This is a genomic window from Streptomyces sp. NPDC006476 (assembly GCF_040612015.1).
GTDB classification, from domain to species: Bacteria; Actinomycetota; Actinomycetes; order Streptomycetales; family Streptomycetaceae; genus Streptomyces; species Streptomyces griseorubiginosus_B.
Window position 1 is genome coordinate 1 of record NZ_JBEXPK010000098.1, and the last position, 25,281, is coordinate 25,281.

Below are 25,281 nucleotides of genomic sequence, written 5' to 3' on the forward strand. Positions count from 1 at the left end.
GCCACGCCCGCCCGCCACAGCGGCTCGTACCAGGCCCGCACCAGGTCCTGGAAGTGGAGTTCGGCGCTCGGCTGGGAGGGGAGTTCCAGCGCCCAGCGGGCGTTCCAGTCCCAGACGATCGCGACTTCGGCGGTGCCGACCGCACCGCGGACCTCCGCCAGCGCCCGCAGATCTGAACCCAGTTGGACGACCGGCAGTTCACTGAACCCGGTCACCTACAGCACCATCGACCTGGGCGGCGGCATCAACGACGGCGCCACCTACACCGTCTCCAACGCCGGCAGCAACCTGGCACTGACGAGCGCGGGCGGAGGCTACTACAAGCTCGTCAACGTGGGCAGCGGTCTCGTTGCCAGCGTCGCCCAGTCCTCCACCGCCAACGGCGCCTCCGTCATCCAGTGGAACGACGTCAGCGTCGACGACCAGCTGTGGAAGATCGTCCGGGTCAACTGACGTGCCACAGTCAGCAGTTGGCCAGACGGGCTCGCCGGTGATCCGGCGAGCCCGTCCTCATGCGATGCCCGGCGGCTGGCGCGCGGTCACTGGTTGCCGCGCGCGGCGAGCCGTTCGGCGATCTTGTTCCTGACCGTCTCGTGCAACTCGTCCGAGGTGAAGCCGAGATCGCACAGGATCTGCGCGGCCAGGCCCTCCTCCACCCGGATCAGGCCCAGCAGCGTGTGTTCGGTGCCGACCCAGTCGTGACCGAGGGCGGCTGACGCGCGATGGGCCTCCTCGATGGCCTTCTTGCTCTCCGGCCGGAACGCGATGTGACCCCGCGGCGCCTTTTTCCCGGCGGGCGGCAACGCTTCCCGGATTGCGTCGCGGACGCGCTGCTCCGACTCGGTCGCCACGAGCACCTGGTATGCCAGGCCGCGCGGCTCGCCGAGCAGGCCGAGCAGCATGTGTTCGGTGCCGATGAAGTCATGCTTGTGCGTTCGGGCGGCCTCCTGTGCCAGCACGATGCTGTGCCGGTTGAGGTTGGTGAACCGCTCGAAGGCGGCGGGTGTGTGGCGTTGCTGGGCAGCCTGCTTGGAGACCCCGATGGCGTCGCCGATCTCGGTCCATGAGGCGCCGGTCTGCTTGGCCTTGCTGACGTAGTGGTCGATGAGCTGGTCACCGAGGTCGGACAGCGTCTGGGCACGAAGTCGTGCCTCGCTGATGCGTGCCAGTTCGCTGGCTTCGGGAAGTTCCTCGTCTAGCCGGGCGATCAGGTCGGCCAGGCTGATGTCGAGTGGGCTCATGCGTCAATCTTAAGTTGACGATGTCCTACCGTCAACTTGTAATTGACGCTCGGTTTCCGGCGTGTGCCGGATCGTCAGGCCCGCACCGGGGCGCGCTCGTCCAAGAGACCTTCGCCGCGCAGGTCGGCCCAGACCTGCGCCGGGATCTCGACCCCGAACGCCGCGACGTTGCGCCGTACCTCGTCCGCCGTACGCATGCCGACGACGACCCCCGCGACGGCTGGGTGGCGGAGCGGGAACGCCAGCGTCCGGCAGCGTCACGCCATGCGCCTCGCAGACATCGGCCATACGATGCGCCCGCTCGACCATCTCCCGCTCGGCGGGCACGTAGTCGAAGGTGGCTCCCTCTGCGGGCCGGGCGGTCGCCAGAAGGCCGGAGTTGAAGATCGACGCCGCGATCACCGAGACACCCCGCTCGGTACAGGCGGGCAGCAGGTCGTCGAGGGCACTGTGGTCCAGCAACGTGTAACGGCCCGAGAGCATCACCACGTCGACGTCCGACTCCTTGACCAGCCGCGTCAGTTTGCCGGGGTGGTACATCCCCGCGCCGATCGCACCCACCATCCCCTGGGCCCGCAGTTCGGCCAGGGCCGGGTACCCCTCACGCAAGGCGTCCTCGAACCGCTCTTCCGCGTCATGCAGGAACAGCACGTCGACGCGGTCGACGCCCATCCGCTCCAGCGAGTCCTCGACGCTGCGCAGCACACCGTCCCGCGTGAAGTCCCACACCCGACGGTGCGTGGCGGGAACCGCGAAGCTCTCGTCCATCCGGCCCGCCGGATCCTGCGGCACCAGCAGCCTGCCCACCTTCGTCGACAGCGTCCACTCCTCGCGCGGCCTGTCCCGCAACAGACCGCCGATACGGCGCTCGGAGTGCCCGATGCCGTAGTGCGGAGAAGTGTCGTAGTAGCGGATCCCGCTGTCCCACGCCGCCTCGAGGGCTTCCGCGGCGGTCTCGTCGTCCAGCGGTGCGAAGAGTCCGCCGAGCGGGCCGCCCCCGAAGCCGAGCTCCGTGATGTGCACGCTGCTCTGCCCGAGCCGATTCCGCCTCATCCACCGTTCCCTCTCGTGCGGTTGGTGATGCGGGATCATGGTGGCGTGGCGCGCCCCACGTCTCCAAGGGGATTTCCCGACCGCTGGGGCGAGGACAACGCGCCGCCGCGGAGTCCGGCCGCCGAACGGACCAGTGACGCGACCGCCAGTGAGCGGCTGCTCGACGGCCATGCGAGCACCGTCGTGACGTCCGGCGCGTCGACGACGGGCACCGCGACGTGCTGGGGCCACTGCCAGGCACGGCTGGAGGCGGGAATCACCAGCAACGTCTTGCCGAGCGCCACGAGTTGGGCGAGCTTCGACTGGGTTCGTACCTCCGGCCCGGCCCCTTCCGGGTACGACCCGTCCAGCCGCGGCCATCGAGCGATCGGCAGGTCCGGCACATGGCTGACCTCCGCCAGGGTGAGCTTGTCCCGGGAGGCGAGCGGATGCCCCGCGGGCACGATCGCGACCTGGCCTTCGACGTACAGGTCCTCGGTGTCGAACCCGGCGAGATCGTCGTACGGACGATGCATGAGCGCCACGTCCGCTTGTCCGTCGCGCAGCAGCCGTGCCTGCTCGCCCACCTCGCACAGCAGGACCTCGACCGGTGGCGCGTCGGGTTCGCGCTCCACCGTGTCGAGCAGCTGCTGCAGCAGCTCGTGGGAGGCCCCGGCCTTCGTCGCCAGCACCAGCGGTCGCCTCGGATCTCCGGCCCGCCGCGTCCGACGCGCGGCGGCCGCGACCGCGTCGAGGGCCGTACCGGCCTCCCGGAGCAGCACCCGGCCGGCATCGGTGAGGGCCACACCACGGCGGTTCCGGTCGAGTAGCTGGACGCCGAGTCGCCGCTCCAGCTGGCGGATGGCGCGCGAGAGCGGCGGTTGTGCGATCCCGAGTCGATCGGCGGCACGGCCGAAGTGCAGTTCCTCGGCCACGGCGACGAAGTACCGCAGCTCGCGGGTCTCGAGATCGTCCACCCGAGCAGCCTACCGACTGATACCCGGCGAGTATCACAACGGACCAATGCGATATTGGACCGCCAACGCCCGGTCCACCGAGCATGGTTGGCGTGAACGACACGAAGACCGCGCTGGTCACCGGCGCGAACAAGGGAATTGGTTTCGCCATCGCACAAGGGCTCGGGGCGATCGGCTTCACAGTCGCGGTGGGGGCTCGCGACGATTCCAGGCGCGAGGACGCCGTCGAACGACTGCGGGCCGTCGGCGTCGACGCGTTCGGGGTCGCCCTCGACGTCACCTCGGACGACAGCGTCGCCGCGGCGGCCAAGACGATCGAGCAGACAGCGGGGCGGCTGGACGTACTCGTCAACAACGCGGGCATCTCTGGCCGGACCGACGGCGGTGCGCAGGATCCCACCACCCTTGACCTCGACGTCGTCCGCACGGTCCTGGACACCAACGTGTTCGGCGTGGTCCGGGTGACCAACGCGATGCTCCCGATGCTCAGCCGCGCGAGCGCGCCGCGCATCGTCAACGTGTCAAGCAACATGGGCTCGTTGACGTTGCGGACCGGTCCGGTCATGGCCGCGTACGCACCGTCGAAGTCGATGCTCAACAGCCTCACGACACAGTACGCCCGCCGACTCGCCGACACGCCCGTCATCGTGAACGCCTGCTGCCTCGGCTACGTGGCGAGCGACTTCACCGGCTTCAACGGACTCCGTACGCCCGAGCAGGGCGCCGCGATCGCCGTCCACCTCGCCACCCTGCCGGACGACGGGCCGCGCGGTGGCTTCTTCGACGACGGGGGAGTCGTCCCCTGGTGAATCAGAAGCGGTGTTCGTCCTCGTCCGTCTTGCGGTTGCGGTTGGCCATCTTCTCCCAGAAGGCGTGCAGTTCCCGGACGGGGATGCTCACCCACGGCGCGGTGTGCCGGCTGACGGCGGGCAGGTGCCAGCGATAGCGGCTGTGCAACAGCGTCTGTTGCTGCCGGCAGAACAGCTCCGCCAGCTCCGCCTGGGCGTTCCCCGTCTGAGGGGGATAGGGGCACAGACGGAACTCGCACGGGGACAGGCATGTGGTGCCGCAGTCGTCCTTCTCTGCCCGGCCGACACTGTGTTCGGGATGCAGTCGACTGCGGTCGTGGGTGAGGCAGTACGGCAGGGTGTCCTTGTCCGCGAGTTTCAGGCGTTCCTCGATGTCGTCCGGTGTGCCGTTGCCCTCGGTGAGGTTGAGCATGACCAGCACATCGGCGAGAAGGCGTTGCGCTCGAGGGTGCAGGATGCTCCAGCCGACGGACGGGGCGATCCACAGGTTGTGCTTTCGGTAGTGCTCAGGATCGGCCGGAGTGGAACCGACGTTGTCGGTGGCTCCGTTCTCGTCGATCCAGATGAACCGCTCGGGGTGTCCTGTCTCCAACGCCAGGGTCACCAGATCGCCGGCTTCGGCGACGAACGGGTGGAGGACCTTGTCCGGCGGGCGCTCGTCTGTGGCGTCGAGGGGTGCCGGGGCCTGGTGGGCGCTGCCTGCGAGGGCGAGCCACCGGGTGACCGACCGCACGGGTTCCTCGGGACCGGTGGACGTCGACCCATCGTCCGACGTGGCGTCGGCCGGCGGCGATGGGGGATGGTGTTTGCGAAGGTTCGCCGAACTGTACGTGGTGGTACGTCCGGCCGTGTCGGGGAGCTCCCAGAGACACAGCGCATGGAGCAGACTCAACTGCGCGTACCAGTACCGACTGCGGGTGAGCATCTTCTCCGCCTGCTTCACCAGGTAGCCCCGGGTCTCTTCGTGGGCGTCCGGGTGCCGTCTCCGGCGGTTCGCCGCGTTCTTGAAGCCCTGGGCCAGAGCGTTCTCCAAGGACAGCGGCATGGGGGGATTCTGCCCGCCGGCCGGGGCGGTGAGGTTGTGCAACCAGAGGTTCAGCCGCTCTTTGGCCTCGGCGCGGTACCTCTCGGACACAGACCCCACGACCATGGGAACGAGCCAGGCCCGCAGGGCGAAGTGGCGCCACAGCGCGATGCGGCTTCGCTCGTACTCATTCATGATCCAGTCGAGCTTGCGCTGTCTCTTCTCCGCCGCCATCGAGTCTGAAGCAGGGTTCGCGGCTTCTTCATTGAGCCAGGCGGTGTAGTCGTGGTCGAGCTTCTCCTTGGCCTCACGAATCCTGCCCAGGTACTGCGCTACGGGGTCGCTTCCAAGGGGGAACTCCGTGCGCAACTCCTTGAATGCCGCATCGCCACCGGCGGCTATCTGGTGTGCGACCGCGATGCGTACAGCGTACGAGGGCTCATGTGTACCGATTTGGAAGAGGTGTCTGTAGGGAAGACACGGCTGCACGGGCTCCATTCCTGGAAGCGCATGACCTGCCTTGCTCCGCCGCTCCCGTTCGCGTAGAGCGGCTCCGAAGTGGCGCACCAGCCCCAACTTCGCTTCCTCGATGGTCCGCTGATCACCCTTGATGGTGAGCTCCGCCCATCGCGCGTCGAGGTCCTGAGCCAGCTTGTCCTGCATGGCCACGGGATCGGCACAGTCGATTTCGAAGGCTGCGGCATACAGGTCGTAGTACTTCGCGTCATGCCGGTGCGCTGCGGCGTTGCTGAGCAGTTCGGCCAGTTTCGGCGGCGTACCACGGCTGTTGTGGGCAGGGGCACCTGCCTGCGACACACCGCCGGACCGGGCGAGGGCATCCGCTCGGTCACGTGAGAGCAGCACCAATGCGATGAGGAGCTCCCGGGACGGACCGGGACTGTGCAGCGCCGGTTCGACGACCGCGTCGATCTCGTCGTCCTGCAGCTCTCTGAGCAGGCGGTAACCCAGATATGCCTGCAGGATGCTGTGCGGGAAACGAACCCGGTTGGCGCAGCCGTAGACCAGTCCGAGGAGTTGGCCGTTGGCGATGTACCGCCCCAGCTCGGTTCGACACTCGTGGGGGTACTCCAGGACGTTGAGCCAAGGCTCCGACCGGCCGACCTTCCGACTCAGCACACCCCATATCGCGTCGCGTTGAGCCGGGGAGACGGAGAGCCGGATCCCGTTCCCCTGGTGGTTGCCCGTCACCTTGTGATCGTCCTGGGACTTCATGCGCTCACAGAGGTCGTCCACGTGCGCACTGACGAAGTCGTCGAACGTCACCTCGAGGCTGTCCTGCAACAGTCCAAGGCAGGCCAGTGCCGACACGACCCAGATGGTCTCCCGGCGCTCCCTGCGGTCCATCACCAGATTGTCGAAAATGCGGCCGTCTTCGATGGCCTGACGGTAGGTGTCCAGAAGCCCGAGTCTGAGAGTGGCGCGGTCGTTGCTGCGTGTGTCCATGCGGTGGTGTCCGTCACGGAGCGTCAGGTGTTCCAGCAGTCCGCGCTGCTGGAGCAGATGGGCGATCCGCAGATAGATCGGCGAGTCCACGACCTCGGCGGTCTCCACCACCCAGTCGAGGCGCCGTTCGTCCAGCTCACCGGAGTCTCGTATCAGGTATTCCAGGGCCGCTTCCTCGCTCAACGGCTCCATGTCGGCGATCGCGGCCCGGGTACCCTCGAGCGGCGCGTGCGGGCGCGAGGCGATGACCAGCGGCAGCTTCTGGCGATCCGCGCGGTCGATCGCCCGCCGGATGATGTTGTCGCGGTCTTCCTGGAACTTGTCGTCGAGGAGGGCCTCTTCCAGGCCGTCGGCGATGACGACGACTTTGTCATCGAGCCTCAGCTGCCGCCAGGTCTTGTCGATGTTGCTGCCGGCGAGCACACTTTGGTCCGTCTCTTCCTCGAAGCGGCGCCGTGCCATTTGCTCGAAATCGAGTTCACCGTCCTCTTTCATGTCGCGCAGTCTTATGGGCACGGGAACAGCGGACTGCTGCGCGAGCATCCGAGTGAGTTCCACCAGAACGGCGGTCTTGCCGACGCCTACGCCGCCCACCAGTAGATAGGGCTTCCTGGTCTTCCGGTTGCGAAGGGTCTGGGCGATGACCTGGGACAGTTCGCGGCGCCCGACGATCCGGTTGACCAGGGTTCCGGCTGTGGGGACCAGTTCATGGGGATGGTTGCGGGCCTTGTCGACGAGCGGCTTCTTGGTCCTGTGGTACCAGTACAGAAGGAAGAAGGCCAGGAGCAGGGAGCCGGTGAGAACGGGGCCGACGATGTGGGAGATGGCGTCGAACCATGCGGACTCGAGCCATTTCTTATTGGGATGCTTCGGCTCCACGTACGAGAAAACGGCCACTGTCACCCAAACCACACCCACGGCCGTCCCGACAAAGGCGTATATCCGCAGCAGTGGGCCGAGTGAGGACACTCCGGGGCGCCAACTCCGATTCGGCGCAATGCTCCTGTGCGCTTCCCTCTCGGTCCTGAACGTCCGCCACTTCTTGCTCGTCGCCCCTGAGAGCCGGGACCACCACCGTCTCGGATACAGGGTGTACCAGGGGGCGCTGTGGGGTCGCTCCTTGCCTTCCGGATGGCGGATGACCTTGGTGGGCATGAGGTCCGCTCCCTCCGCGCAGCACGTTGTGGGCGGGCGGATGCGTTCCAGGCTCCCCGCTGCCACAGCGCGATATCCGCTGGCAGGTATGCCTTCGTTTCCATGAAAGCACTGGTGGACAGGACCGCAACATGACCATCGCTCCGGCGGAGACCGCCATCGGTGAGCATGCCGGCAGAGGATTCTGATGGGTCATCAGGCCTCGGTGGCGCAGGTGGGACCAAAGTGATCAAGGAGTGCTCTCCTGCCGGTCATCTCGATCGGCGATCATGATGGATCGCGCGTATCGTTGGTGATGCGGCAGTGGTCTGCGCGCCAGGCGTTGCCCGCAGCGATACGAATTCGCAGCTTGATCATCGAAATTTCCGTGAACGATGTGCGCCTTCTTGCGCCGTTCATCCGGCTGGATCATGCCGGAATCCCTTTCCATACGCGTGCCCGGGGCGCCTACCGCCGGTCGGTTCCGACGGGTCCGCTCCATGGACAACGGAGTTGCGTAACCAGGGAGTTCAGAAGGGTCTGAGCCTGCCACACCCGCACACCTGACACCCCGGTCCCGGCCGAGGCTGGCAGAGGAGGAGTGACTGCCTCATGTACGCGAAGTTCCCCGAGGGCGCGGCCCAGCGCACCGACCCCCTGGCGGCGGCCGAGGTCGTCTACGACGCTGTCGTCGTCGGCGGCGGGATCTCCGGCGCCCTGATCGCCTTGCGGCTGAGCAATGCCGGCAAGAGAGTGCTGATGCTCGAAGCGGGCCCGGCCGAGGACCTCACCCTGAGGGGCTATGAGGCTTATCTGAACCGGTTCTACTCGGCCATCGGCAAGGACAACCAGGCCCCCTATCCCGTCGTCCCGAACGCCCCGATGCCCCGCGGCTCCGATGTCCGGCGTATCACGCCGGGTGCGCCCGACGCCTCGGGCTACATCGTCCAGAGCGGCCCCTTTGCCACCGACACGACCTACACCAGGGTCCTCGGCGGCACCACCATGCACTGGGAGGGCAAGACGCTGCGGATGCTGCCGGAGGACTTCCGCATGCGCACGCTCTACGGCGAGGGGGAGGACTGGCCGCTCACCTACGAGGACCTCGCCCCGTACTACAACGAGGCCGAACGCGAGATCGGCGTCTCCGCCGACGTGGAGGACCAGGCCTACCTCGGGATCACCTTCGACGAGGGCTACGTGTTCCCCATGAAGGGGCTGCCCCTGTCCTACCTGGACCGGACGGTCGCCAAGGACCTCGACGGGATGCCGGTCGAACTCGACGGGGAGGAACGGGAGCTTCGGGTCCGCCCGTTCCCACAGGGCCGGAACGGCATACCGAACCCGGCCTACGACGGCGGGAAGGGATATGTGCCGACCGGCGCGGTCAGCGCGTACCAGGTCGAGGTCGGCGAGCGGTGTCAGGGCAACGACAACTGCGTGCCCATCTGCCCGGTGCAGGCCAAGTACAACGCCGGCAAAACCCTCGCCCTGGCCCTCCAGAGCGGGCGCGTAGACCTGGTGGCGCAGGCGGTGGCTCACAAGGTGCACGTCGACGAGCGCACGCGCCGGGTGACCGAGATCGAGTACCGGCACTACGACCGGCCCGACAGTCCCGGCTTCAACACCGTGAGGGCCCGCGGCCGGCTGTTCGTCCTGGCCGCCAATGCCGTGGAGAACCCCCGGCTGATGCTGGCCTCCGGGCTGCATGGTTCGAGCGGGATGATGGGGCGCAACTTCATGGACCACGCCTACCTGTTGGCGTGGGGCCTGCTGCCGGAGGTGGCCGGTACCTTCCGGGGCACGATCTGCACGGGCGGCATCGCCGACCTGCGCGGCGGCCGCTTCCGCAGCCGCCAGGCGGCCTTCACCATCGACATCCACAATGACGGCTGGGGATGGGCCCGGGGCGCGCCGATGACCGACCTGATCGGCCTGGTGGACTCCGGCGGACGCTACGGCGAGTCCCTCCGCCAGGCGCTGGTGGACAAGGTGTCCCGTCAGCTTCAGCTGGCGTTCATGGTCGAGGTCCCCGCCAACCCGAGCAATCGGATCACGGTGAGTCCGGACTTCACCGACAAGCTCGGGAACATGCGGCCCGTCCTCACCTACGACATCCCCGAGTACACGATGCGGGGGGTGGCGTACGCCCGCCAGTTGTCGAAGCGGATCTTCGCGCGCCTGGGGGCCGAGGACCACACCGTGTACAACCCGAACTTCTGGGGCTACGCCGTCCACGACGGCGAGGGGTACGAACTGCGCGGGGGCAACCACCTCGCCGGCACGCATGTGATGGGCCGCGACCCCTCGACCTCGGTGGTCGACTCGGATCAGCGGTGCTGGGACTACGAGAACCTCTACATGGTCGGCGGGGGCAGCATGCCCACGGTGGGCACGTCGAACGTGACGCTCACCGTCGCCGCCCTGTGCCTGCGCAGCGTCCGGGCCATGCTGGCCCAACTCGACTCCGAGACCGCACCGATCGACATTTCCGCCGATCGGCACCACGCGGCGTCCCTCTCAGGGGAGGTGTCCAGGTGATCGCGTCGACCATCGAGAACCGTGACGACCTGATCCGCTACCTGAACGCGGCGATGGCGCTGGAGCACGGGACCATCCCGACGTACCTGACCGCGTACTACTCCATACGCTCCACCACCAACTCCGACGCCGCCCACATCATCCGGGTCGCCGCGGTGGAGGAGATGCTGCACCTGACCCTCGTCGCCAACGTCCTGAATGCCATCGGCGGGGAGCCCGACCTGACCCGACCCGGCTTCGTGCCGTCCTATCCGGCCTACCTGCCGGACGGGGAGAGCGACTTCACCGTCGACCTACGGCACTTCTCTCCCGAAGCGGTGGAAACGTTCTGCAAGATCGAGCGACCGGGCAGGGCTCCCAGCGCCGACGAGCGGCTGGTGAAGACACCCGACGACAGGACTCCGCTCATGGTCTCCAGCCCCACGACCGAGGGCATGCGCTTCTACAGCATCGGCGAGTTCTACGAGGAGATCATCGAAGGGCTCGAAAAGGTGGCGGCCGACGACCCCACGCTCTTCCGCGGGGATCCGGCCCGGCAGATGGGGCCCGAGTACTTCTACTCCGGCGGCGGAGACGTGATCGTCGTCTCCGACGTGGAGTCGGCCCAGCGGGCACTGCGCTTCATCGCCGCACAGGGCGAGGGCCTGGACTCGGGTATCTACGACGCGGACGGGGAGTTGGCCCACTACTACCGGTTCCGGCAGCTCCAGCTCGGGCGCTACTACCAGGCGGGCGACTCCCCTGACGCGCCTTCGGGGCCCGCGCTGCGCATCGACTGGGACGACGTGTACAAGGTGAAGACGAGCGCCCGGCTGGCCGACTACCCGGCGGGATCGGAACTCGCCCGCGTCGCCCGTGACTTCAACGCCGACTACGCGGCCTTCCTCGCCCTGCTCACCAAGGCGTTCAACGGACAGCCGGAGCTGTTGCAGGATGCCGTCTGCGAGATGTTCCGCCTGCGCGACGGGTTCAACCGCCTGATCTGCAACCCCCTGCCGGGTAGCGGCGGCCTGCACGCCGCTCCCACCTTCGAGATTCCGGCCGAGACCGGACCGGATCCGCTGGCCTCAGCGGGTGCCGGCGAGACACCCCGGGTGGTGACGTGATGACCGCCCCGCCGTTCGAGGACTTCCTCTGCCTCTCGGTCGACCTCACCGCCTTCGAGGCCACCGATCTGCTCGGCACCGGCATGGCCCACAAGTACCTGGCGAAGGTGCGGGCCGCCTGCGGTGACGAGGCCCTGACCGGCCTCCTGGCGGCCCACCGGGCAGCCCGGACGGATGCGGCCGGTGACGCCGGAAGTCCCACCCGAACCCCACTCGACCGCGACCTGCTGGACCGGGCTCTGCGCCACCGCATCTTCAGTGACGACCGCCTCGGGCCGGTGGCGCGCAACATCATCAAGCTCTGGTACGCCGGGATGTGGTACGCGCTGCCGCCCGAGTGGACCGACCGCTACGGGGCCGGTACGGCGGTGGGGACGTCCACGGTCACCGCCGCCTCCTACCAGGAGGGGCTGCTGTGGCGGGCCATCGGGGCCAATCCTCCGGGGGCCAAGGCACCCGGATACGGGTCCTGGGCCAAACCGCCCCGTATCGCGGAGCGTTACCTGAAAGGGGCGATGAGATGACGGATGTGGCTGACGGCCTCAGCCCGGACAAGGTGAAGCTCGGTGTCTGCTGCACCCTGTGGTGGAACGATGACTTCCCCACCATCGACGTCGGTATCTCCTTCGGCCAGGCCGTGAGCGAGATGGCCCTCGCCGGCTTCCAGGGCTGCAGCATCGGACACAAGTACCCGTCGGACGCCGACGAGCTCAAGGCAGCCCTCGATCTGCGCGGCCTGAGCGTGTCCGAGCCCTGGACGAGCACCTATTTCACGATCGGCAATATGCGGCAGAAGACGATCTCCGCCTTCGAGGAAACCCTGGCCCGTATCAGGGCGCTGGGCGGAACCGAGCTGGTCGTGGCTGAGTTCGGCGCCTCCTCGCACCTGCTGCCGGTGGATGTGTTCGCCAACCGGCCGGTCTTCACGGACGCCCAGTGGGACGCCTTGACCTCGGGCCTGAACGAGCTCGGCAGGATCGCCGACTCGGCCGGGATGAAGCTCAGTTATCACCACCACATGGGCACGGGAGTCATGAACCGGGCCGACATCGACCGGTTGATGGCCTCGACCGATCCGCACCTGGTCCACCTGCTGCTCGACACGGGACACATGGCCTTCGCCGGCGACGATCCGCTGGAGCTGGCCCGGGCGTACGCCGACCGCATCGGACACGTGCACCTGAAGAGCGTCCGGCCCGAGGTGGTCAGCCGGGTACGTGAGGAAGGCCTGTCGTTCCAGGAAGCCATCCAGCTCGGCGTGTTCACCGTGCCCGGAGACGGTGCGATCGACTTCCGGCCCATCCTCGAAGTCCTGGCCGACGCGCACTACCAGGGGTGGCTGGTCGTGGAGGCGGAGCAGGATCCGAACAGGGCCGTCCCGCTCGAGTACGCCAAGAAGGCCCGCGCATACCTCGCCGATGTCCTGGGGTGGTGACCATGAACGCGACACTCGGACGGGACGTGTTCTTCAGCTTCTTCATGTTCACGGCCGATCTGCGGCCACAGGACACGCGGTACACCCGCACACTGGTCAACCACCTCAAGGCCCTGACCGACATGGGCTACGACGGCTTCGACGTGCATATCGCGGCCCAGCCCACGACCGTCGATCACAAGCTCGAGGTCGACAGCTACCTGGGCCTCAAGAAGGCGTTCGAGCGGGCAGGACTGGGGGAGGCGAAGTTCACCACCAACGTCGGGACCACGCGGACCTTCGACCCGACGTCGCCTTATGAGGAGCAGCGTCGGCAGGCGCTGTCCTACCTCAAGTCACGCGTCGAGATCACCAGGGGCCTCGGCGGGGACTCGATCATGTCCGGACCGTTCATATACCCCTACGGGGTCTTTCCGGTCACGGACTCCGACGAGCCGATCTGGAGCGACGCCCTGCAGGACTGGATGAAACCGCGGTACGACGCGGCGCGCTCCGTCTTCGAGGAACTGGTGGAGTACGCCGCGGCGCGAGAGGTGAAGCTGGCCGTCGAGCCCGTCAAGAGCTGGGAGACGCCGCCGCCCAACATGGTCTCCGAGGTACTGGACTTCCTCGAAGGCCTCGAACACTCGCAGGGTGGCGTGACGATAGACACCGCGCAGGTCGTGATGGAAAGTCAGGGCCCGTCGGTGTTGAAGGAGAACGTCGCGCGGGCGGTACGGCAGGACCGGCTCTACTACGTCCATATATCCGCACCCGACCGGGGCGCGGTGAAGGACAGCTGGATCCCCTGGAACATCATCTCGGACGAGATCCAACCAGTCTATCGCGGGCCGTACCTGATCGAAGTGTTCAACGCCATCCCGCCGTTCGACAGCTCCATGCGCATGGCACGCCGGCGTTTCTGGCGACCCGGCGAGGACGAAGCGGTGCCCGGCAGGGACAGTGCTTACGACGTCGCCAGGGCCGCGCTGGACGAACTGCGGACGCAGACCGTATAACCCGGAGGCCTCGCATGCCGGCTCAGATGTCAGATCCCGTCATCATGGTCGTGAAGCAGACAGGCGATGTCCGTATTCACACCGTCGTCGCGTCCTTCGAAGACAACAACATCGCGAACGCCACCCACATCATCGAAACCCCGAACCAGCTGGTTCTCGTCGACGCGCAGTTCCTCGTCCCGTATGCGAGGGCGTTCAGGGACTACGCGGACAGCCTGGGCAAACCCATCGAGCGGCTGTATGTCTCTCACCGGCACCCTGACCACTGGTTCGGTCTGGGAACCGCGTTCGCCGACATCACGGTCCATGCCCTGTCCGAGACCATGACCTTCATCCAGGATCACGGGGAGGACTCGATAAGTGACCACTGGAAACTCGGTGATCTGGCCCCGGAGCGCGTAGTCGTTCCCAAGCAGGTCGCCAGTCCCGGCGAAGAGACGATCGACGGGGTGAGGTATGTCTTCGACCGGGTGACGGACACCGAAATCGACTACCACCTCACCATCAGGCTTCCTGACGTGGGCGCGTACTTCACCCAGGACCTGATCTACAGCGGCACCCATCTGTATCTGACGAAACACATGGGTCACTGGATCCGGGTCCTGCAGGAAATGCTGGTGTCGGAGTACGAGTTGTTCATGCCGGGCCACGGCCTGCCGGCGGACAAGAACGAAGTCGCCCGCAACGTCGAGTACCTGTCCGCCGCTCGGCAGGCGATCGGCGACGGGCTGACGGGCGACGCCTTCAAGAGCTTCCTGCTGCAGCGGTATCCCGAACGCAAGTGCCCGGGGATCTTCGACATCTACATGCCCCGACTCTTCGCCGGCGCGAGCGACTACTGATCACGGGAGGTGCTTCCACCATGACCGAGGGATGCACGGTAGGGCAGTACCTGGTGGACCGGCTCCGCCAACTCGGGCTGGACCACCTGTTCGCCATCGCGGGCGACTATTCGATCGAATGGTTGAACCGGTATGTCGCGCCGAACGGCATTGAGATCGTCGAGGAAGTCAACGAGGTGAACGCCGGTTACGCGGCGGACGGTTACGCGAGGCTGAAGGGGATCGGCGCCCTGTGCGTCACCTACTCCGCGGGCGCGTTGTGTGCCGTGAACGCTGTCGCCGGCGCCTATGTGGAGAAGGTGCCGCTCGTACTGATCAACGGCACACCGAGCGTGAAGAAGACCATCGTCTTCGAACAGACCGGCTTCAGCGCACATCACTTCATCAGCGGACGCGAGACGGATCTTCAGTCCTTCGAGCACCTGACGGTCGCGGCCATACGGATCGACAACCCCGATCTCGCCCCCACGCTGATCGACTACGCACTCACCCGGTGCATCAGCGAACGGCGCCCGATCTATATCGAGTTGCTCCAGGACATGGTCGACTTGGAGTGCGAGGCGCCGAGGGGTCTGCTGAAGCCCGCCAGGATCCTGTCGGACGAGACCAGCCTGGAGCAGTCGGTCGCACAGATCTGCGCACAGCTCGAAAACGCCGAGAACCCGCTCATCTGGCTGGGGGTGGAGATCGACCGGCTCGGTCTTCAGGACAAGGCCATGAGTCTGATCCAGCAACTCAACATCCCGTTCGTCACGGAACTCCTGAGCAAGTCCGTCCTTTCCGAAGACGATGAGCTGTTCGTCGGCGTCCTCGACGGCCAGGCGTCAGCGACGGCCGTGACGGACCTCGCCGGCACGGCGGACTTCATCCTGGCCCTCGGGGTGTGGCTGACAGACATCAACTCGTTGGGGTGGGCCCCGGACTACGACAAGACCGCGTTCGCCTCGTTCGACGCCGTCAAGTTCGGAACCTTCTTCGGCGGACAGGTCGCCCTGGAGCACCTCGTCGACGGCATCCTGGCCGAGAAGATCACGCCCAAAGTGCGGAAGGTCCCGGACATGCCGGCCCGCAGCGCACCGGTGGTGGGGGAGACGGATGTCATCACGTACCAGGGTTTCTACGACTACATCCAGCAGTACATCGACAGGAACACCATCGTCGGTGCCGACGCCAGCATGAACTACTTCGGAAGCCTGCTGCTCGATGTGCCGAACCCAGGAGGGTTCGTCGTCCAGTCGTCCTACTCGGCGATCGGCTACAGCGGGGCCGCCGCCACGGGTATCTGCCTGGCCAAGGGTCCCGACCAGAAGGTGATCGTCTTCTCGGGTGACGGCGGCTTCCAGATGACCGCCCAATGCCTTTCGACGCAGGCCCGGTTCGGCCTCGATCCGATCATCTTCGTCATCGACAACGGCGTCTACGCCGTGGAGCAGTGGCTCGCCGATGCGGGGGTCTACCACTCCGACAGGCCGTTCTACAAGCCGTGCGAGCTGCACCGCTGGAATTACAGCAAGCTGGCGGAGGTCTTCGGGTGCCGGGGGTGGGAAGTCGGCACCTACGGAGAGCTGAGGGACGCCGTGCGCGGTGCACAGGAGTATACGAGCGGCCCGTCCGTCATCCAGGTGCGCGTGCCCGAAAAGACGATCCCCGACAACGCGAAGTGGAAGAACCCGTAGCAGGGCGAAAAGGAGCGGGAGGAAACCCGCTCGAAAGGGGCGTCCCCATGGACAGCTACCCACTGATCGAGAACCACGGTCTCATCGGCGATCTGCAGACAGCCGCGCTGGTGTCCACCGACGGCGTGGTCGACTGGTTCTGCACCCCGCGGTTCGACTCGCCGAGCGTCTTCGGGGCGCTGCTGGACCGGGAGGAGGGCGGCCACTGCACGGTCCGGCCGGCGCATCGGACGCACACGGTCAAGCAGTTGTACCTGCCCGCCACGGCTGTCCTGGTGACCCGGTTCATCACCGAGGCGGGCGCCGGTGAGGTGGTCGACTTCATGCCCGTGACCGGTACGACGGTCACCGCCCGCCACCGCCTGGTGCGTCTGGTCCGCTGTGTGCGCGGCAGCATGACGTTCGAGGTGGAGATCGCCCCACGGTTCGACTACGGACGCAGCAAGCACGAGGTGCACATCTCCCAGCACGGAGCGGTCTTCGCCGGGGAAGACGGCACGGAGCTCACCGTGCACCCCATCCGTGAACCCGGGGACGACCGGCTGGCCGACTTGCTCACGGACCAGGGCGGCGACCTGCGGCTCTCCCTCACGCTGAAGGCCGGTCAACAGCGTGGGCTGGTGCTGGAGATGGGCGCCGGCGGACCGCCCACCGAGGTCCGCCTGGACGCGTACGAACGGCTCTTCGACGAGACCGTGGCGTTCTGGCGCTCCTGGATGGCACAGTCGCGCTACACCGGGCGCTGGCGCGAGATGGTGGAGCGATCCGCGATCACGCTGAAGCTCATGACCTTCGCTCCCAGTGGCGCGGTGGTGGCCGCTCCGACGGCGGCTCTTCCCGAGCAACTGGGCGGCGAACGCAACTGGGACTACCGCTTCACCTGGATCCGGGACGCCTCCTTCTCCGTGTACGCCCTGCTGGGGCTGGGCTTCACGGAGGAGGCTCAGGCGTTCATCGGATGGCTGACCGACCGGGTCAAGGAGCAGGCCGGCAGCGGCGGGGGCACGGGCCCGCTCAACGTCATGTACAAGGTCGACGGCTCCAGCGACCTCAACGAGCAGATCCTCGACCACTGGGAGGGCTACGCGGGCTCCCGGCCGGTACGCATCGGCAACGGCGCCGCGACACAGCTCCAGCTGGACATCTACGGCGAGGCACTGGACAGCATCTACTTCGCGCACCAGCGCGGATTCCAGATAGGCCACGCCGGATGGACCGCGATGCGCGCCAACCTGGACTGGCTGGCCAACCACTGGGACCAGGCGGAGGAGGGCATCTGGGAGACCCGCGGCGGGCGCCAGGACTTCACCTACGGCCGGGTCATGTCGTGGGTGGCCTTCGACCGTGCCCTGCGCCTCGCCGAGTCGAAGGGCTGGCCGTCGGCGGCCGGGCGGTGGCAGACGGAGCGCGACGCCGCCTACGAACAGGTCATGGCCAAGGGGTGGAACGAGGAGCGGCAGGCCTTCGTCCAGCACTACGGCAGTGACGTACTGGACTCCTCGCTGCTGCGCATGGCGACCGTAGGGTTCCTCAGCCCCGAGGATCCTATCTGGGCATCGACCCTGGACGCCTTCGAGCGCGAACTCGTCAGCGACAGCCTCGTCTACCGCTACAACCCGGAAGCATCTCCCGACGGTCTGCGCGGTTCCGAGGGCACCTTCTCACTGTGCACATTCATGTACGTCGACGCCCTGGCCCGTGCGGGGAGGGCGGACAAGGCGCGGCTGGTCTTCGAAAAGATGATGGGATACGCCAACCATCTGGGCCTGTACTCGGAGGAGATCGACCCGACGGGCCGTCAACTGGGCAACTTCCCCCAGGCGTTCACGCACCTCGCGCTCATCGACGCGGCGCTCACCCTCGACGGGGTGCTCGGCGGGCAGTAGGCAACTACGACACGACTGTCAGTGCCGTGGTCTAGGGTCGCCCGCATGACCGAGCCCTCCTTCCTCACGGCCGTGCGCGAGTCCTACGACACGGTCGCCGCCGACTACGTCGAGCGCGTCCCGCTTCCCACCGAGATGGACCCGTTGTCTCGCGCGATGCTGGCGGGGTTCGCCGAACTCGTACGGACGGCCGATCTGGGACCGGTCGCGGACCTGGGGTGCGGCCCCGGCCGGGTGACGGCGCACCTGGCGGGGCTGGGGGTGTCCGCCTTCGGCATCGATCTGTCGCCGAAGATGATCGAACTGGCCCGCTTCGCCTATCCCAACCTGCGGTTCACCACGGGCTCGATGACCTCGCTGGAGCTGAAGGGCGACGAGCTCGGCGGCATCCTGGCCTGGTACTCCACCCACCACACGCCCCCGCAGTGGCTTCCGGCGGTGTTCGCCGAGTTCCACCGCACGCTCGCGCCCGGCGGCCACCTGTTGTGGGGAGGCCATGTCGGCGACGAACGGCTGCAGCCGACCCAGGGCTATGGCCGTCCGGTGTCCTACGAGTCGTACCTCCTGCCCCTGGACCGCATCGTCGACCTGATGAGGCAGGCCGGACTCGTCGTCACCGCGCGGCTGGAGCAGGAGCCCGAGGGACGGGTGAAGAGACCGCACGCCTGTCTGCTGGCCCGCAAACCCGCAAGGGTCTGAGGAGGCTCGCTCTGCACACCTCCGGCCCCGAACTCACGGGTCGTCACCGACTTGCAGAATGACCTGCTGAGAAAGATGCTGGAATCATCAGGTCGGGCATTCCACCAGTTCTGCGACACCGTGGTGGCGATCAACGTCACGCCGCCGACCTCTTCCTCCTTCGCCCGACCGCCGGCCGACGGCTGGGCATGCGCTCGCCCTCATGGTGGCGGACACGCGTCGGAGGAGACACCATGACCGCGCCGGCCGACAGCGGGACAACCGTGCCCCGCTACTGCAACCAACCACCGCAGACGCAGCCCGAGTTGCGTCCTGACCTGAGCCCGAACCGTTCGAGGGCCATACTCCTGTCGCGGGCCAAGTGGATCAACGGCACCGTGCTGCACTACGCCTTCCTCGACCAGGGCGGTGACATCGGAGGCCCGGAGCAACTGGACGAGGTCCGGCACGCCTTCCAGGTCTGGAAGTCCCTCGGCGTCGGTCTGGACTTCCAGGAAGTGTCCGATCCCGGTGACTCCGAGATCCGTGTCCTGTTCCGGGAGAGCGAGGGGTCCGCCTCGTACGTCGGCCGGGACAACCTGGGCATCGGCACCACCGAGCCGACCATGACGTTCGGCTGGGACCTGACCACTCCGTACGGCAAGGCCACCGCGCTGCACGAGATCGGGCACGCGATCGGCTTCGCCCATGAACACCAGAACCCGTTCGCCGGCATCGTCTGGAACGACGAGAAGGTCTACGCGGACCTCGGTGGACCGCCCAACAACTGGCCGCACGAGGTGACGTTCAACAACATCCTGCGCAAGCTGTCGCAGAACGAGGTGACAGGTTCCACGTGGGATCCGGACTCCATCATGGAGTACAGCTTCGGACCCGGACTCATCGTGCGTCCGGAGGCCTACCGCCAGGGCATCCCGGAGGCACTGGCCCTGTCCGCCACGGACAAGGAGCGTGTGCTCCAGTGGTACCCGACGCTGGCAGCCCGCCCGACGAGACTCGAGCCGTTCCAGTCCGCCCCGCTGCAGCTCGCCACGGGAGGTCAGGCGGACTTCGAGATCGTTCCGCCGGAGACCCGGAGCTATCAGGTCGGTACGTTCGGGCACAGCGACGTCGTCCTGGCCCTGTTCGAGGAGACCGCCGACGGTCTGCGGTACGTGACGGCCGACGACGACAGCGGACAGGACCGCAACGGACGCCTGGACGTCAAGCTCGTGAAGGACCACCGCTATGTTGCGCGGGCCCGCCAGTACTCCAGCTGGGGCAGCGGCTCGATCGCGCTGATGTACTGGTGAGTGGGCGAAGCGAGAACGGTGACAGGGGCCCGGTCTGGGCGGCCCACGGGCGCGCTGAGCGCCGCGATGATGACCGTGTCCGCGGCTGCGACCGGATCCGTACCGTCCGCTCGGAGAGGTGGTGACCCGACTGTCTGCCTGTCACCGCGATCCCGCGGCCGTCAGCGTCGCCGTGATGGGCTCGAGCGCGGCGATGAGTTCGTCGAGCTCGGCGGGGGACAGGGCCTCGTAGGGCGGGGCGGCGAGCTCGTCGGTGAGGGCTTCGATGCGTTGCTTGGTGGCGCGGCCGGCGTCGGTGAACCGGCCGTCGGTGTCGACGAGCCCCCGCATCCGCAAGCCGTCCATGACCGCGGCCAGCCGCTCCTTCGGCAGGTGATGGACCCGCCCGAACGACTCCGGCGGGTGGATGCCCTGCTCCAGCGCGGAGAGGATATGGGCCTCCGTGCCACCGATGCGGGCGCCGACGAGGGCGGCGATGTGCCCGTCGCCGCGGTGCTCGCGCAGCATGGTCGCGGAGTGCCACAGCCGGGCGACCGGGTCGCTCGGCACGGGCAGGGTGCGCATCCCGGCGTACATGACCCGGCCCTCGGTGGGGGCGCTCGTCGCGGCCTTGGTGGTCAGGTCGGCGGCGCGCAGCAGGCCCGGGGAGCCGGCGAGTTCCTCGCCCAGGATGCGTCGTAGCGAGGCCGCGCTGCCTCGCTCCCGAGCGGCGACGGACGCCTCGGGCGGGATCGTCTCCCACGCGCTGGGGATGTGCCGGGCCGCCTCGCCGTCGGCGAAGTTGTAGAAGGCCGCGTGCACGACCTGGGCCGGTACCCGCCCCAGCGGCGCGGCGCGGCTGGCGAAGTAGCCGTCCCAGTAGGTGCGGTGGCCGAGTGCGGCCAGTTCCTCGTTGCACTCGTCGGCGAAGAAGGTGACCAGGCAGATCGGCTCCAGGAGCTCGAACATGCGGCGGGCGATGTCGGTCGTCGCATGCGAGTGCGCCTTGATCATCGGATTCTCCATTCGTCTCGTTGTGCCGGGATGGACCTTCCGGCACAACGAAACTCATCGGTGAGCGAACCGAGGAAGGTCAGATGTCGAGCAGGTCCCGGGTCCGTACCGGACCGCCCGACTCGAAGGACCGGTTCGCGGCCAGCCCGGTCACCAGGGAGCGCGCCCCGTCGACGGCGTCGGCCGCCCGACCGAGCGGGTCGGCCTGGCGCTCACCGAAGAGATTGGCGAGCATCCGGGCGTCCCCTCCGCCGTGTCCCCCTTCGCCGGTGTGGACCGTGATCTCGCGCGGCGGCTCCCAGAAGCGCCGCAGGGTCAGTTCCGTGCGCCCGGCCGTGTCACCCACCGCGTCCCCGTGCAGTACGGCGGTGTCGCGCCGGACCTGCACCTCCGAGCGTGTCCAGGTGGACTCCTCGACCAGAAGCTCAAGGCGCCCCTCGCTGCCGTTGAAGGAGATGCGGTACCCCTCCCAGGGGGCGTACGCGGTGAGGTGGTAGGTGAGCGTGGCCCCGGACTCGTAGCGCACCAGCACCGCCATGTCGTCCTCGATCGTCACCCCCGGCCCGAAGACGTTCTGGTCGCGCCGGTAGCCGTCCGCGGCCTCCGCGTCCAGGTACAGGGCGGTGAGCAGCGGAGAGTCCGCCAGGTGTACGGCGAAGGGGTCGTCCTGTGCCGAGGGGGCGCCGTGGGCCCGCGTGTAGTCACGGGCAAGACCCCGTCGCCGGCCCGCCTCGTCGCCGTAGAAGAAGAGCCCGCCCTGCGCGTACACGGTCTCGGGTTCGGTGCCCAGCCACCAGTTGACCAGGTCGAAGTGGTGGGTGGCCTTGTGCACCATCAGGCCGCCGGAGTTGGCCTTCTCGCGGTGCCAGCGGCGGAAGTAGTCGGCGCCGTGGCGCAGGTCGAGGAGCCATTCGAAGTGGACGGAGCCGATCTCGCCGATCTCGCCGGCCGCGATGGTCTCGCGGACCGCCGCGTGCACCGGGTTGTAGCGGTAGTTGAACGCGACCCGCACCTCGCGGCCGGTGCGCCGCTGGGCGTCGAGGATGCGGCGGGCGCGGTCGGCGTCCGTCGTCATGGGTTTCTCGGTGACCACGTCGCAGCCCGCCTCCAGGGCCTGCACGATGTAGTGGTCGTGGGTGCGGTCCACGGTGCACACGACGACGAGGTCGACGCGTTCGCGGCGCAGCATCTCGGTGAAGTCCTCGGCCGTGTAGGCGGGGACCGAGGCGCCGATCCACTCGTTGTGGACGGCCATGCGGTGCGGGTTGACATCGCAGAAGCCGACCAGCTCGACGCGGTCCGCGTAGGGACCGGCGAGTGCCGCGGTGAAGAGCCGGGCGCGGGCGCCCAGTCCCACCACGGCGCAGCGGCGGCGTGCGGTGTCGGAAGGCATGGGCTCTCCATAAGGTGTCGTGCGGCCCGGGAGGGCCGGGTGCGGCTGACGGGGTCCTGCCTTCGTAGGCCTCACTCCACGTCGGCGACGACGGAGCCGACCCGTTCGGCCAGGCCCGGGTCTCGGCGGACCAGGAGGGTCGCGTAGCCGACGGCGAGGAGCAGGGCCGCGAGGGCCGCGACCGGGAACCAGTTGTACGGGGCGGGCTGGCCGGGCTTGGCCAGGTAGTAGAGCGGCACCAGGATCGCCAGGGCGCCGAGCGCCGGCAGCACCAGGTGGCGGACGGTGCGGAACTCCTGCGGGCGGTAGCGCCGGTAGTAGAAGGGCAGGGCGATGTTGGAGGCCAGGTAGACCACCAGGATCAGGATGGTGCCCAGGGTCGAGGACTCGGTGAAGAAGACCACGGGGTCCATCGGACCGCCGTCGGCCCCGAGCAGATGGCCGAGGCCCCAGCCGCCGATGATCAGCAGGGCGGTGACGGCGAAGGTGACGATCGCGTTGTTCGGCGTACGGCGCACGGGGTGGACGTAGCCGAAGAAGGACGGCAGCAGTCCCTCGCGGCCGGCGTTGAACACCAGCCGCGCCTGGGAGTTGATGCCGGCGATGAGTACGCCGAGGGTGGAGGTCAGGCCGCCGACGTAGGCGAGGAAGGCCAGTGCGCCGAGGGTGTCGTGGGCGACGTCGATGAAGGGGATGGCCGAGTCGCCGAGCCGCTGGACGTCGTAGTCGAAGCCGGTGACGGTGGCGTAGGAGAAGAGGATGTAGCTCGCCGTCATGATGCCCACGGAGGAGAACACGGCGCGGCCGACGTTGCGCCGCGGGTTCTCCGTCTCCTCCGCCAGGGCCGCGGAGTTCTCCCAGCCGACGAAGAGGTACACGGCGAGCGGGAAACCGGCGGCCAGGCCCCTGAGGCCGTGGTGGATGTGGTCGGGCAGGAACGGCGCGGCGGACAGGTTGCCGCGGTGTTCGACGAGGGCCGCGACCGAGACCACGACGAGGACCAGCATCTCCACGGCGAAGAAGTAGCCGGCCCACTTGGTGGAGACGACGATGCCGCGCAGCATCAGCACCACCGACGCGCCGGTCAGCAGCAGGGTCCAGATGATCCAGGGGATGTCGACGCCGGTGTAGTGGTGCAGCGTGATCTGCACGAAGCCGCCCGAGATGGCGATCACGGAGGCCATGGCGATGATGTAGCCGAGGCCGGCCAGCAGGGCGGTGGTCACGGCGCTGACGGGGCCGAAGGTCTTGCCGACGAAGGTGATGAAGCTGCCCGCCGAGGGGTGCGCCCGGGAGAACTGGGCGAGGGTGTTGCCCAGCAGCGCGACGGCCACGCCGGCGGTGAGGATGGTCAGCGGGGAGGCGACGCCCGCGGTGGTGGCGAGGAAGGCGAAGCCGAAGAAGAAGCTCATGGCCGGGCCGACGTTGGCCATGGTGGCGGCGGCGATGTCCGCCATGCCGAGCACGCCGCCGCGCAGCCGCTGGGGCGGGCCGGCGGTTTCGGTGTCGGGCATGACGGTGGCTCCTCGTAAGGGGTCGGTGCGGTGGCGGTTTCGGTGTCGGGGGCTTGGGCGGGCGTCAGGTCGTTCCGGCGTTGCGGTGGGCCTTGACCGCGGCCACCGCGGGGGCCATGGCGCCGCGGGCGAGTTCGTCGAGCAGGTCGGAGTGGTGGCGGTTGCGTGCCCGTACGACGTCGGGGGTCGGGGCGGGCAGCAGCAGGCACTGGCGGCCGAGCAGGTCGGCGGCGAACTCGCGGATGCCGGGGCCCCCGAGCGCCTCGGCGAGGTCGAGGTGGAAGCGGGTCTCCAGTTCGAGCAGGTGGTCCGGTGCGTCGGTCCGGTCCAGTTCGTCGGTCACTGCCCGCAGCCCGTCGAGCCGGTCCTGCGGCACCTCGCCCACGGCGTGGGAGACGAGACCGCATTCCAGCAGCGCGTGGACGGCGTCCAGTGAGGCCGCCTCGTCGGGGTCGTGCATCACGGCCACGACGGTGTCCCAGTCCTGGGCGACGAAGGTGCCGCCGGCCCTGCCGCGCCGACGGTCCAGCAGACCGTCCTGGCACATGCCCTCCAGGGCCCGGCGGACGGTGATCTCACCGATGCCGAGTTCCTCGGCCAGGACGCCGACGTCGGGCAGCCGGTCTCCCGGTGTCTCGGACCTCAGGCGCACCCGCAGGGCGATCCGTGAGCGGACGAGTTCCGATCCGGTCTGTCCTCTGCCGGGCAGGGCGCGGACGTCGAGCACCCCGGAGACGAACTTCCCCGCTGTCTTGGCCACGACGTCACCTTAACCGCCTGCTGAGCGGGGTCACGGCCCGCGTGAGATGTGCATGGGGCTCCTACGGACGTAGCGGCTCCGCGTTGCACGTAAAATAGAGCACGATGAACAGTTAAACAAGACTTGTTCTTTTGGATCGTACTGAACTAATTTCCCGGTCACCGTCCCCACTCCTCTCATGGATGTCGCGATGACCTCAACGCTCACCCAGAGTCCTCCCACCGAACCCGGCCTGAAGCCGGGGCTCAAGAACCGGCACCTGTCGATGATCGCCATCGGCGGTGTCATCGGCGCCGGCCTCTTCGTCGGCTCCGGCTCCGGCATCGCCGCCGCCGGCCCCGGCATCCTCGTCTCGTACGCGCTCGTCGGCGTCCTCGTCGTCCTCGTGATGCGCATGCTGGGCGAGATGGCAGCGGCCAACCCCACCTCGGGCTCGTTCTCCGCCTACGCCGACCGGGCGCTGGG

Annotated in this window: 19 protein-coding genes and 4 pseudogenes; 13 read left to right on the forward strand and 10 right to left on the reverse strand. The window is 67.8% G+C overall.

Features of this window, described 5'->3' with window-relative positions:
• Positions 1-191: pseudogene (locus tag ABZZ74_RS47175) on the reverse strand (beta-galactosidase trimerization domain-containing protein); the annotation flags it as partial.
• 103 nt (positions 192-294) lie between these two features.
• On the opposite strand from ABZZ74_RS47175, the pseudogene ABZZ74_RS47180 reads away from it, so the two are divergent.
• Positions 295-453: pseudogene (locus ABZZ74_RS47180) on the forward strand (RICIN domain-containing protein); the annotation flags it as partial.
• A gap of 86 nt (positions 454-539) precedes the next feature.
• On the opposite strand, the gene ABZZ74_RS47185 reads toward ABZZ74_RS47180, so the two are convergent.
• From ABZZ74_RS47185 to ABZZ74_RS47195, 3 genes and pseudogenes are all read right to left on the reverse strand, one after another.
• Entirely contained in the window at positions 540-1,241 is a 702-nt protein-coding gene (locus ABZZ74_RS47185) for a Clp protease N-terminal domain-containing protein (RefSeq protein WP_356950290.1), read from the reverse strand.
• A 74-nt stretch (positions 1,242-1,315) separates the two neighbouring features.
• Positions 1,316-2,294, reverse strand: a pseudogene (locus ABZZ74_RS47190) (aldo/keto reductase).
• Positions 2,295-2,329: 35 nt separating this feature from the next.
• Positions 2,330-3,250, reverse strand: coding sequence for a LysR family transcriptional regulator (locus ABZZ74_RS47195; RefSeq protein WP_356950291.1), 921 nt, complete (start codon positions 3,248-3,250; stop codon positions 2,330-2,332).
• A gap of 83 nt (positions 3,251-3,333) precedes the next feature.
• Here ABZZ74_RS47195 and ABZZ74_RS47200 point away from each other — a divergent pair, with 83 nt between their 5' ends.
• The gene (locus ABZZ74_RS47200; protein WP_356950292.1) at positions 3,334-4,059 is read left to right on the forward strand and encodes an SDR family oxidoreductase; all 726 of its coding nucleotides are present in this window, start codon (positions 3,334-3,336) and stop codon (positions 4,057-4,059) included.
• A 1-nt stretch (position 4,060) separates the two neighbouring features.
• On the opposite strand, the gene ABZZ74_RS47205 is transcribed toward ABZZ74_RS47200, so the two are convergent.
• The gene (locus ABZZ74_RS47205; protein ID WP_356950293.1) at positions 4,061-7,450 is read right to left on the reverse strand and encodes an ATP-binding protein; all 3,390 of its coding nucleotides are present in this window, start codon (positions 7,448-7,450) and stop codon (positions 4,061-4,063) included.
• 481 nt (positions 7,451-7,931) lie between these two features.
• Positions 7,932-8,114 carry a hypothetical protein gene (locus ABZZ74_RS47210; RefSeq protein ID WP_356950294.1) on the reverse strand — a complete coding sequence of 61 codons (183 nt, stop codon included), beginning with the start codon at positions 8,112-8,114 and terminating at the stop codon, positions 7,932-7,934.
• Between the two features lie 179 nt (positions 8,115-8,293).
• On the opposite strand from ABZZ74_RS47210, the gene ABZZ74_RS47215 reads away from it, so the two are divergent.
• The 10 genes from ABZZ74_RS47215 (at position 8,294) to ABZZ74_RS47260 (ending at position 20,156) form a co-directional block, all read left to right on the forward strand.
• On the forward strand, positions 8,294-10,222 hold the full coding sequence (locus tag ABZZ74_RS47215) for a GMC family oxidoreductase (RefSeq protein ID WP_356950295.1): 1,929 nt from the start codon (positions 8,294-8,296) through the stop codon (positions 10,220-10,222).
• Entirely contained in the window at positions 10,219-11,328 is a 1,110-nt protein-coding gene (locus ABZZ74_RS47220) for a ferritin-like protein (RefSeq protein ID WP_356950296.1), read from the forward strand. Before ABZZ74_RS47215 ends, ABZZ74_RS47220 begins: the two co-directional genes overlap by 4 nt.
• Entirely contained in the window at positions 11,328-11,852 is a 525-nt protein-coding gene (locus ABZZ74_RS47225; RefSeq protein WP_356950297.1) for a hypothetical protein, read from the forward strand. The genes ABZZ74_RS47220 and ABZZ74_RS47225 overlap by 1 nt, the downstream gene beginning before the upstream one ends.
• Positions 11,849-12,763: a myo-inosose-2 dehydratase gene (gene iolE / locus ABZZ74_RS47230; RefSeq protein ID WP_356950298.1), complete on the forward strand. Its 915-nt coding sequence runs from the start codon at positions 11,849-11,851 to the stop codon at positions 12,761-12,763. Before ABZZ74_RS47225 ends, iolE begins: the two co-directional genes overlap by 4 nt.
• Before the next feature lie 2 nt (positions 12,764-12,765).
• Complete coding sequence (locus ABZZ74_RS47235) at positions 12,766-13,761, forward strand: TIM barrel protein (protein WP_356950299.1); 996 nt, start codon at positions 12,766-12,768, stop codon at positions 13,759-13,761.
• Positions 13,762-13,787: 26 nt separating this feature from the next.
• On the forward strand, positions 13,788-14,603 hold the full coding sequence (locus tag ABZZ74_RS47240; protein WP_356950300.1) for an MBL fold metallo-hydrolase: 816 nt from the start codon (positions 13,788-13,790) through the stop codon (positions 14,601-14,603).
• Positions 14,604-14,623: 20 nt separating this feature from the next.
• A complete protein-coding gene (locus tag ABZZ74_RS47245) occupies positions 14,624-16,279 on the forward strand; it encodes a thiamine pyrophosphate-dependent enzyme (RefSeq protein WP_356950301.1) in 1,656 nt (551 codons plus the stop codon).
• Positions 16,280-16,326: 47 nt separating this feature from the next.
• On the forward strand, positions 16,327-18,165 hold the full coding sequence (locus ABZZ74_RS47250; RefSeq protein ID WP_356950302.1) for a glycoside hydrolase family 15 protein: 1,839 nt from the start codon (positions 16,327-16,329) through the stop codon (positions 18,163-18,165).
• Between the two features lie 45 nt (positions 18,166-18,210).
• A complete protein-coding gene (locus ABZZ74_RS47255) occupies positions 18,211-18,864 on the forward strand; it encodes a methyltransferase domain-containing protein (protein ID WP_356950303.1) in 654 nt (217 codons plus the stop codon).
• 233 nt (positions 18,865-19,097) lie between these two features.
• Entirely contained in the window at positions 19,098-20,156 is a 1,059-nt protein-coding gene (locus ABZZ74_RS47260) for a M12 family metallopeptidase (protein ID WP_356950304.1), read from the forward strand.
• A 141-nt stretch (positions 20,157-20,297) separates the two neighbouring features.
• Here ABZZ74_RS47260 and ABZZ74_RS47265 read toward each other — a convergent pair whose 3' ends face one another.
• The 4 genes from ABZZ74_RS47265 to ABZZ74_RS47280 form a co-directional block, all read right to left on the reverse strand.
• Complete coding sequence (locus tag ABZZ74_RS47265; protein ID WP_356950305.1) at positions 20,298-21,149, reverse strand: MarR family transcriptional regulator; 852 nt, start codon at positions 21,147-21,149, stop codon at positions 20,298-20,300.
• A 79-nt stretch (positions 21,150-21,228) separates the two neighbouring features.
• The gene (locus ABZZ74_RS47270; RefSeq protein ID WP_356950306.1) at positions 21,229-22,542 is read right to left on the reverse strand and encodes a Gfo/Idh/MocA family oxidoreductase; all 1,314 of its coding nucleotides are present in this window, start codon (positions 22,540-22,542) and stop codon (positions 21,229-21,231) included.
• Positions 22,543-22,613: 71 nt separating this feature from the next.
• Positions 22,614-24,056 carry an APC family permease gene (locus ABZZ74_RS47275; RefSeq protein WP_356950307.1) on the reverse strand — a complete coding sequence of 481 codons (1,443 nt, stop codon included), beginning with the start codon at positions 24,054-24,056 and terminating at the stop codon, positions 22,614-22,616.
• 64 nt (positions 24,057-24,120) lie between these two features.
• Positions 24,121-24,816 (reverse strand): FCD domain-containing protein, encoded by a 696-nt coding sequence (locus tag ABZZ74_RS47280; protein WP_356950308.1) that lies wholly within the window; start codon positions 24,814-24,816, stop codon positions 24,121-24,123.
• Between the two features lie 190 nt (positions 24,817-25,006).
• Between ABZZ74_RS47280 and ABZZ74_RS47285 the strand changes: the two are divergent.
• Positions 25,007-25,281 (forward strand): annotated as a pseudogene (locus ABZZ74_RS47285) (amino acid transporter); the annotation flags it as partial.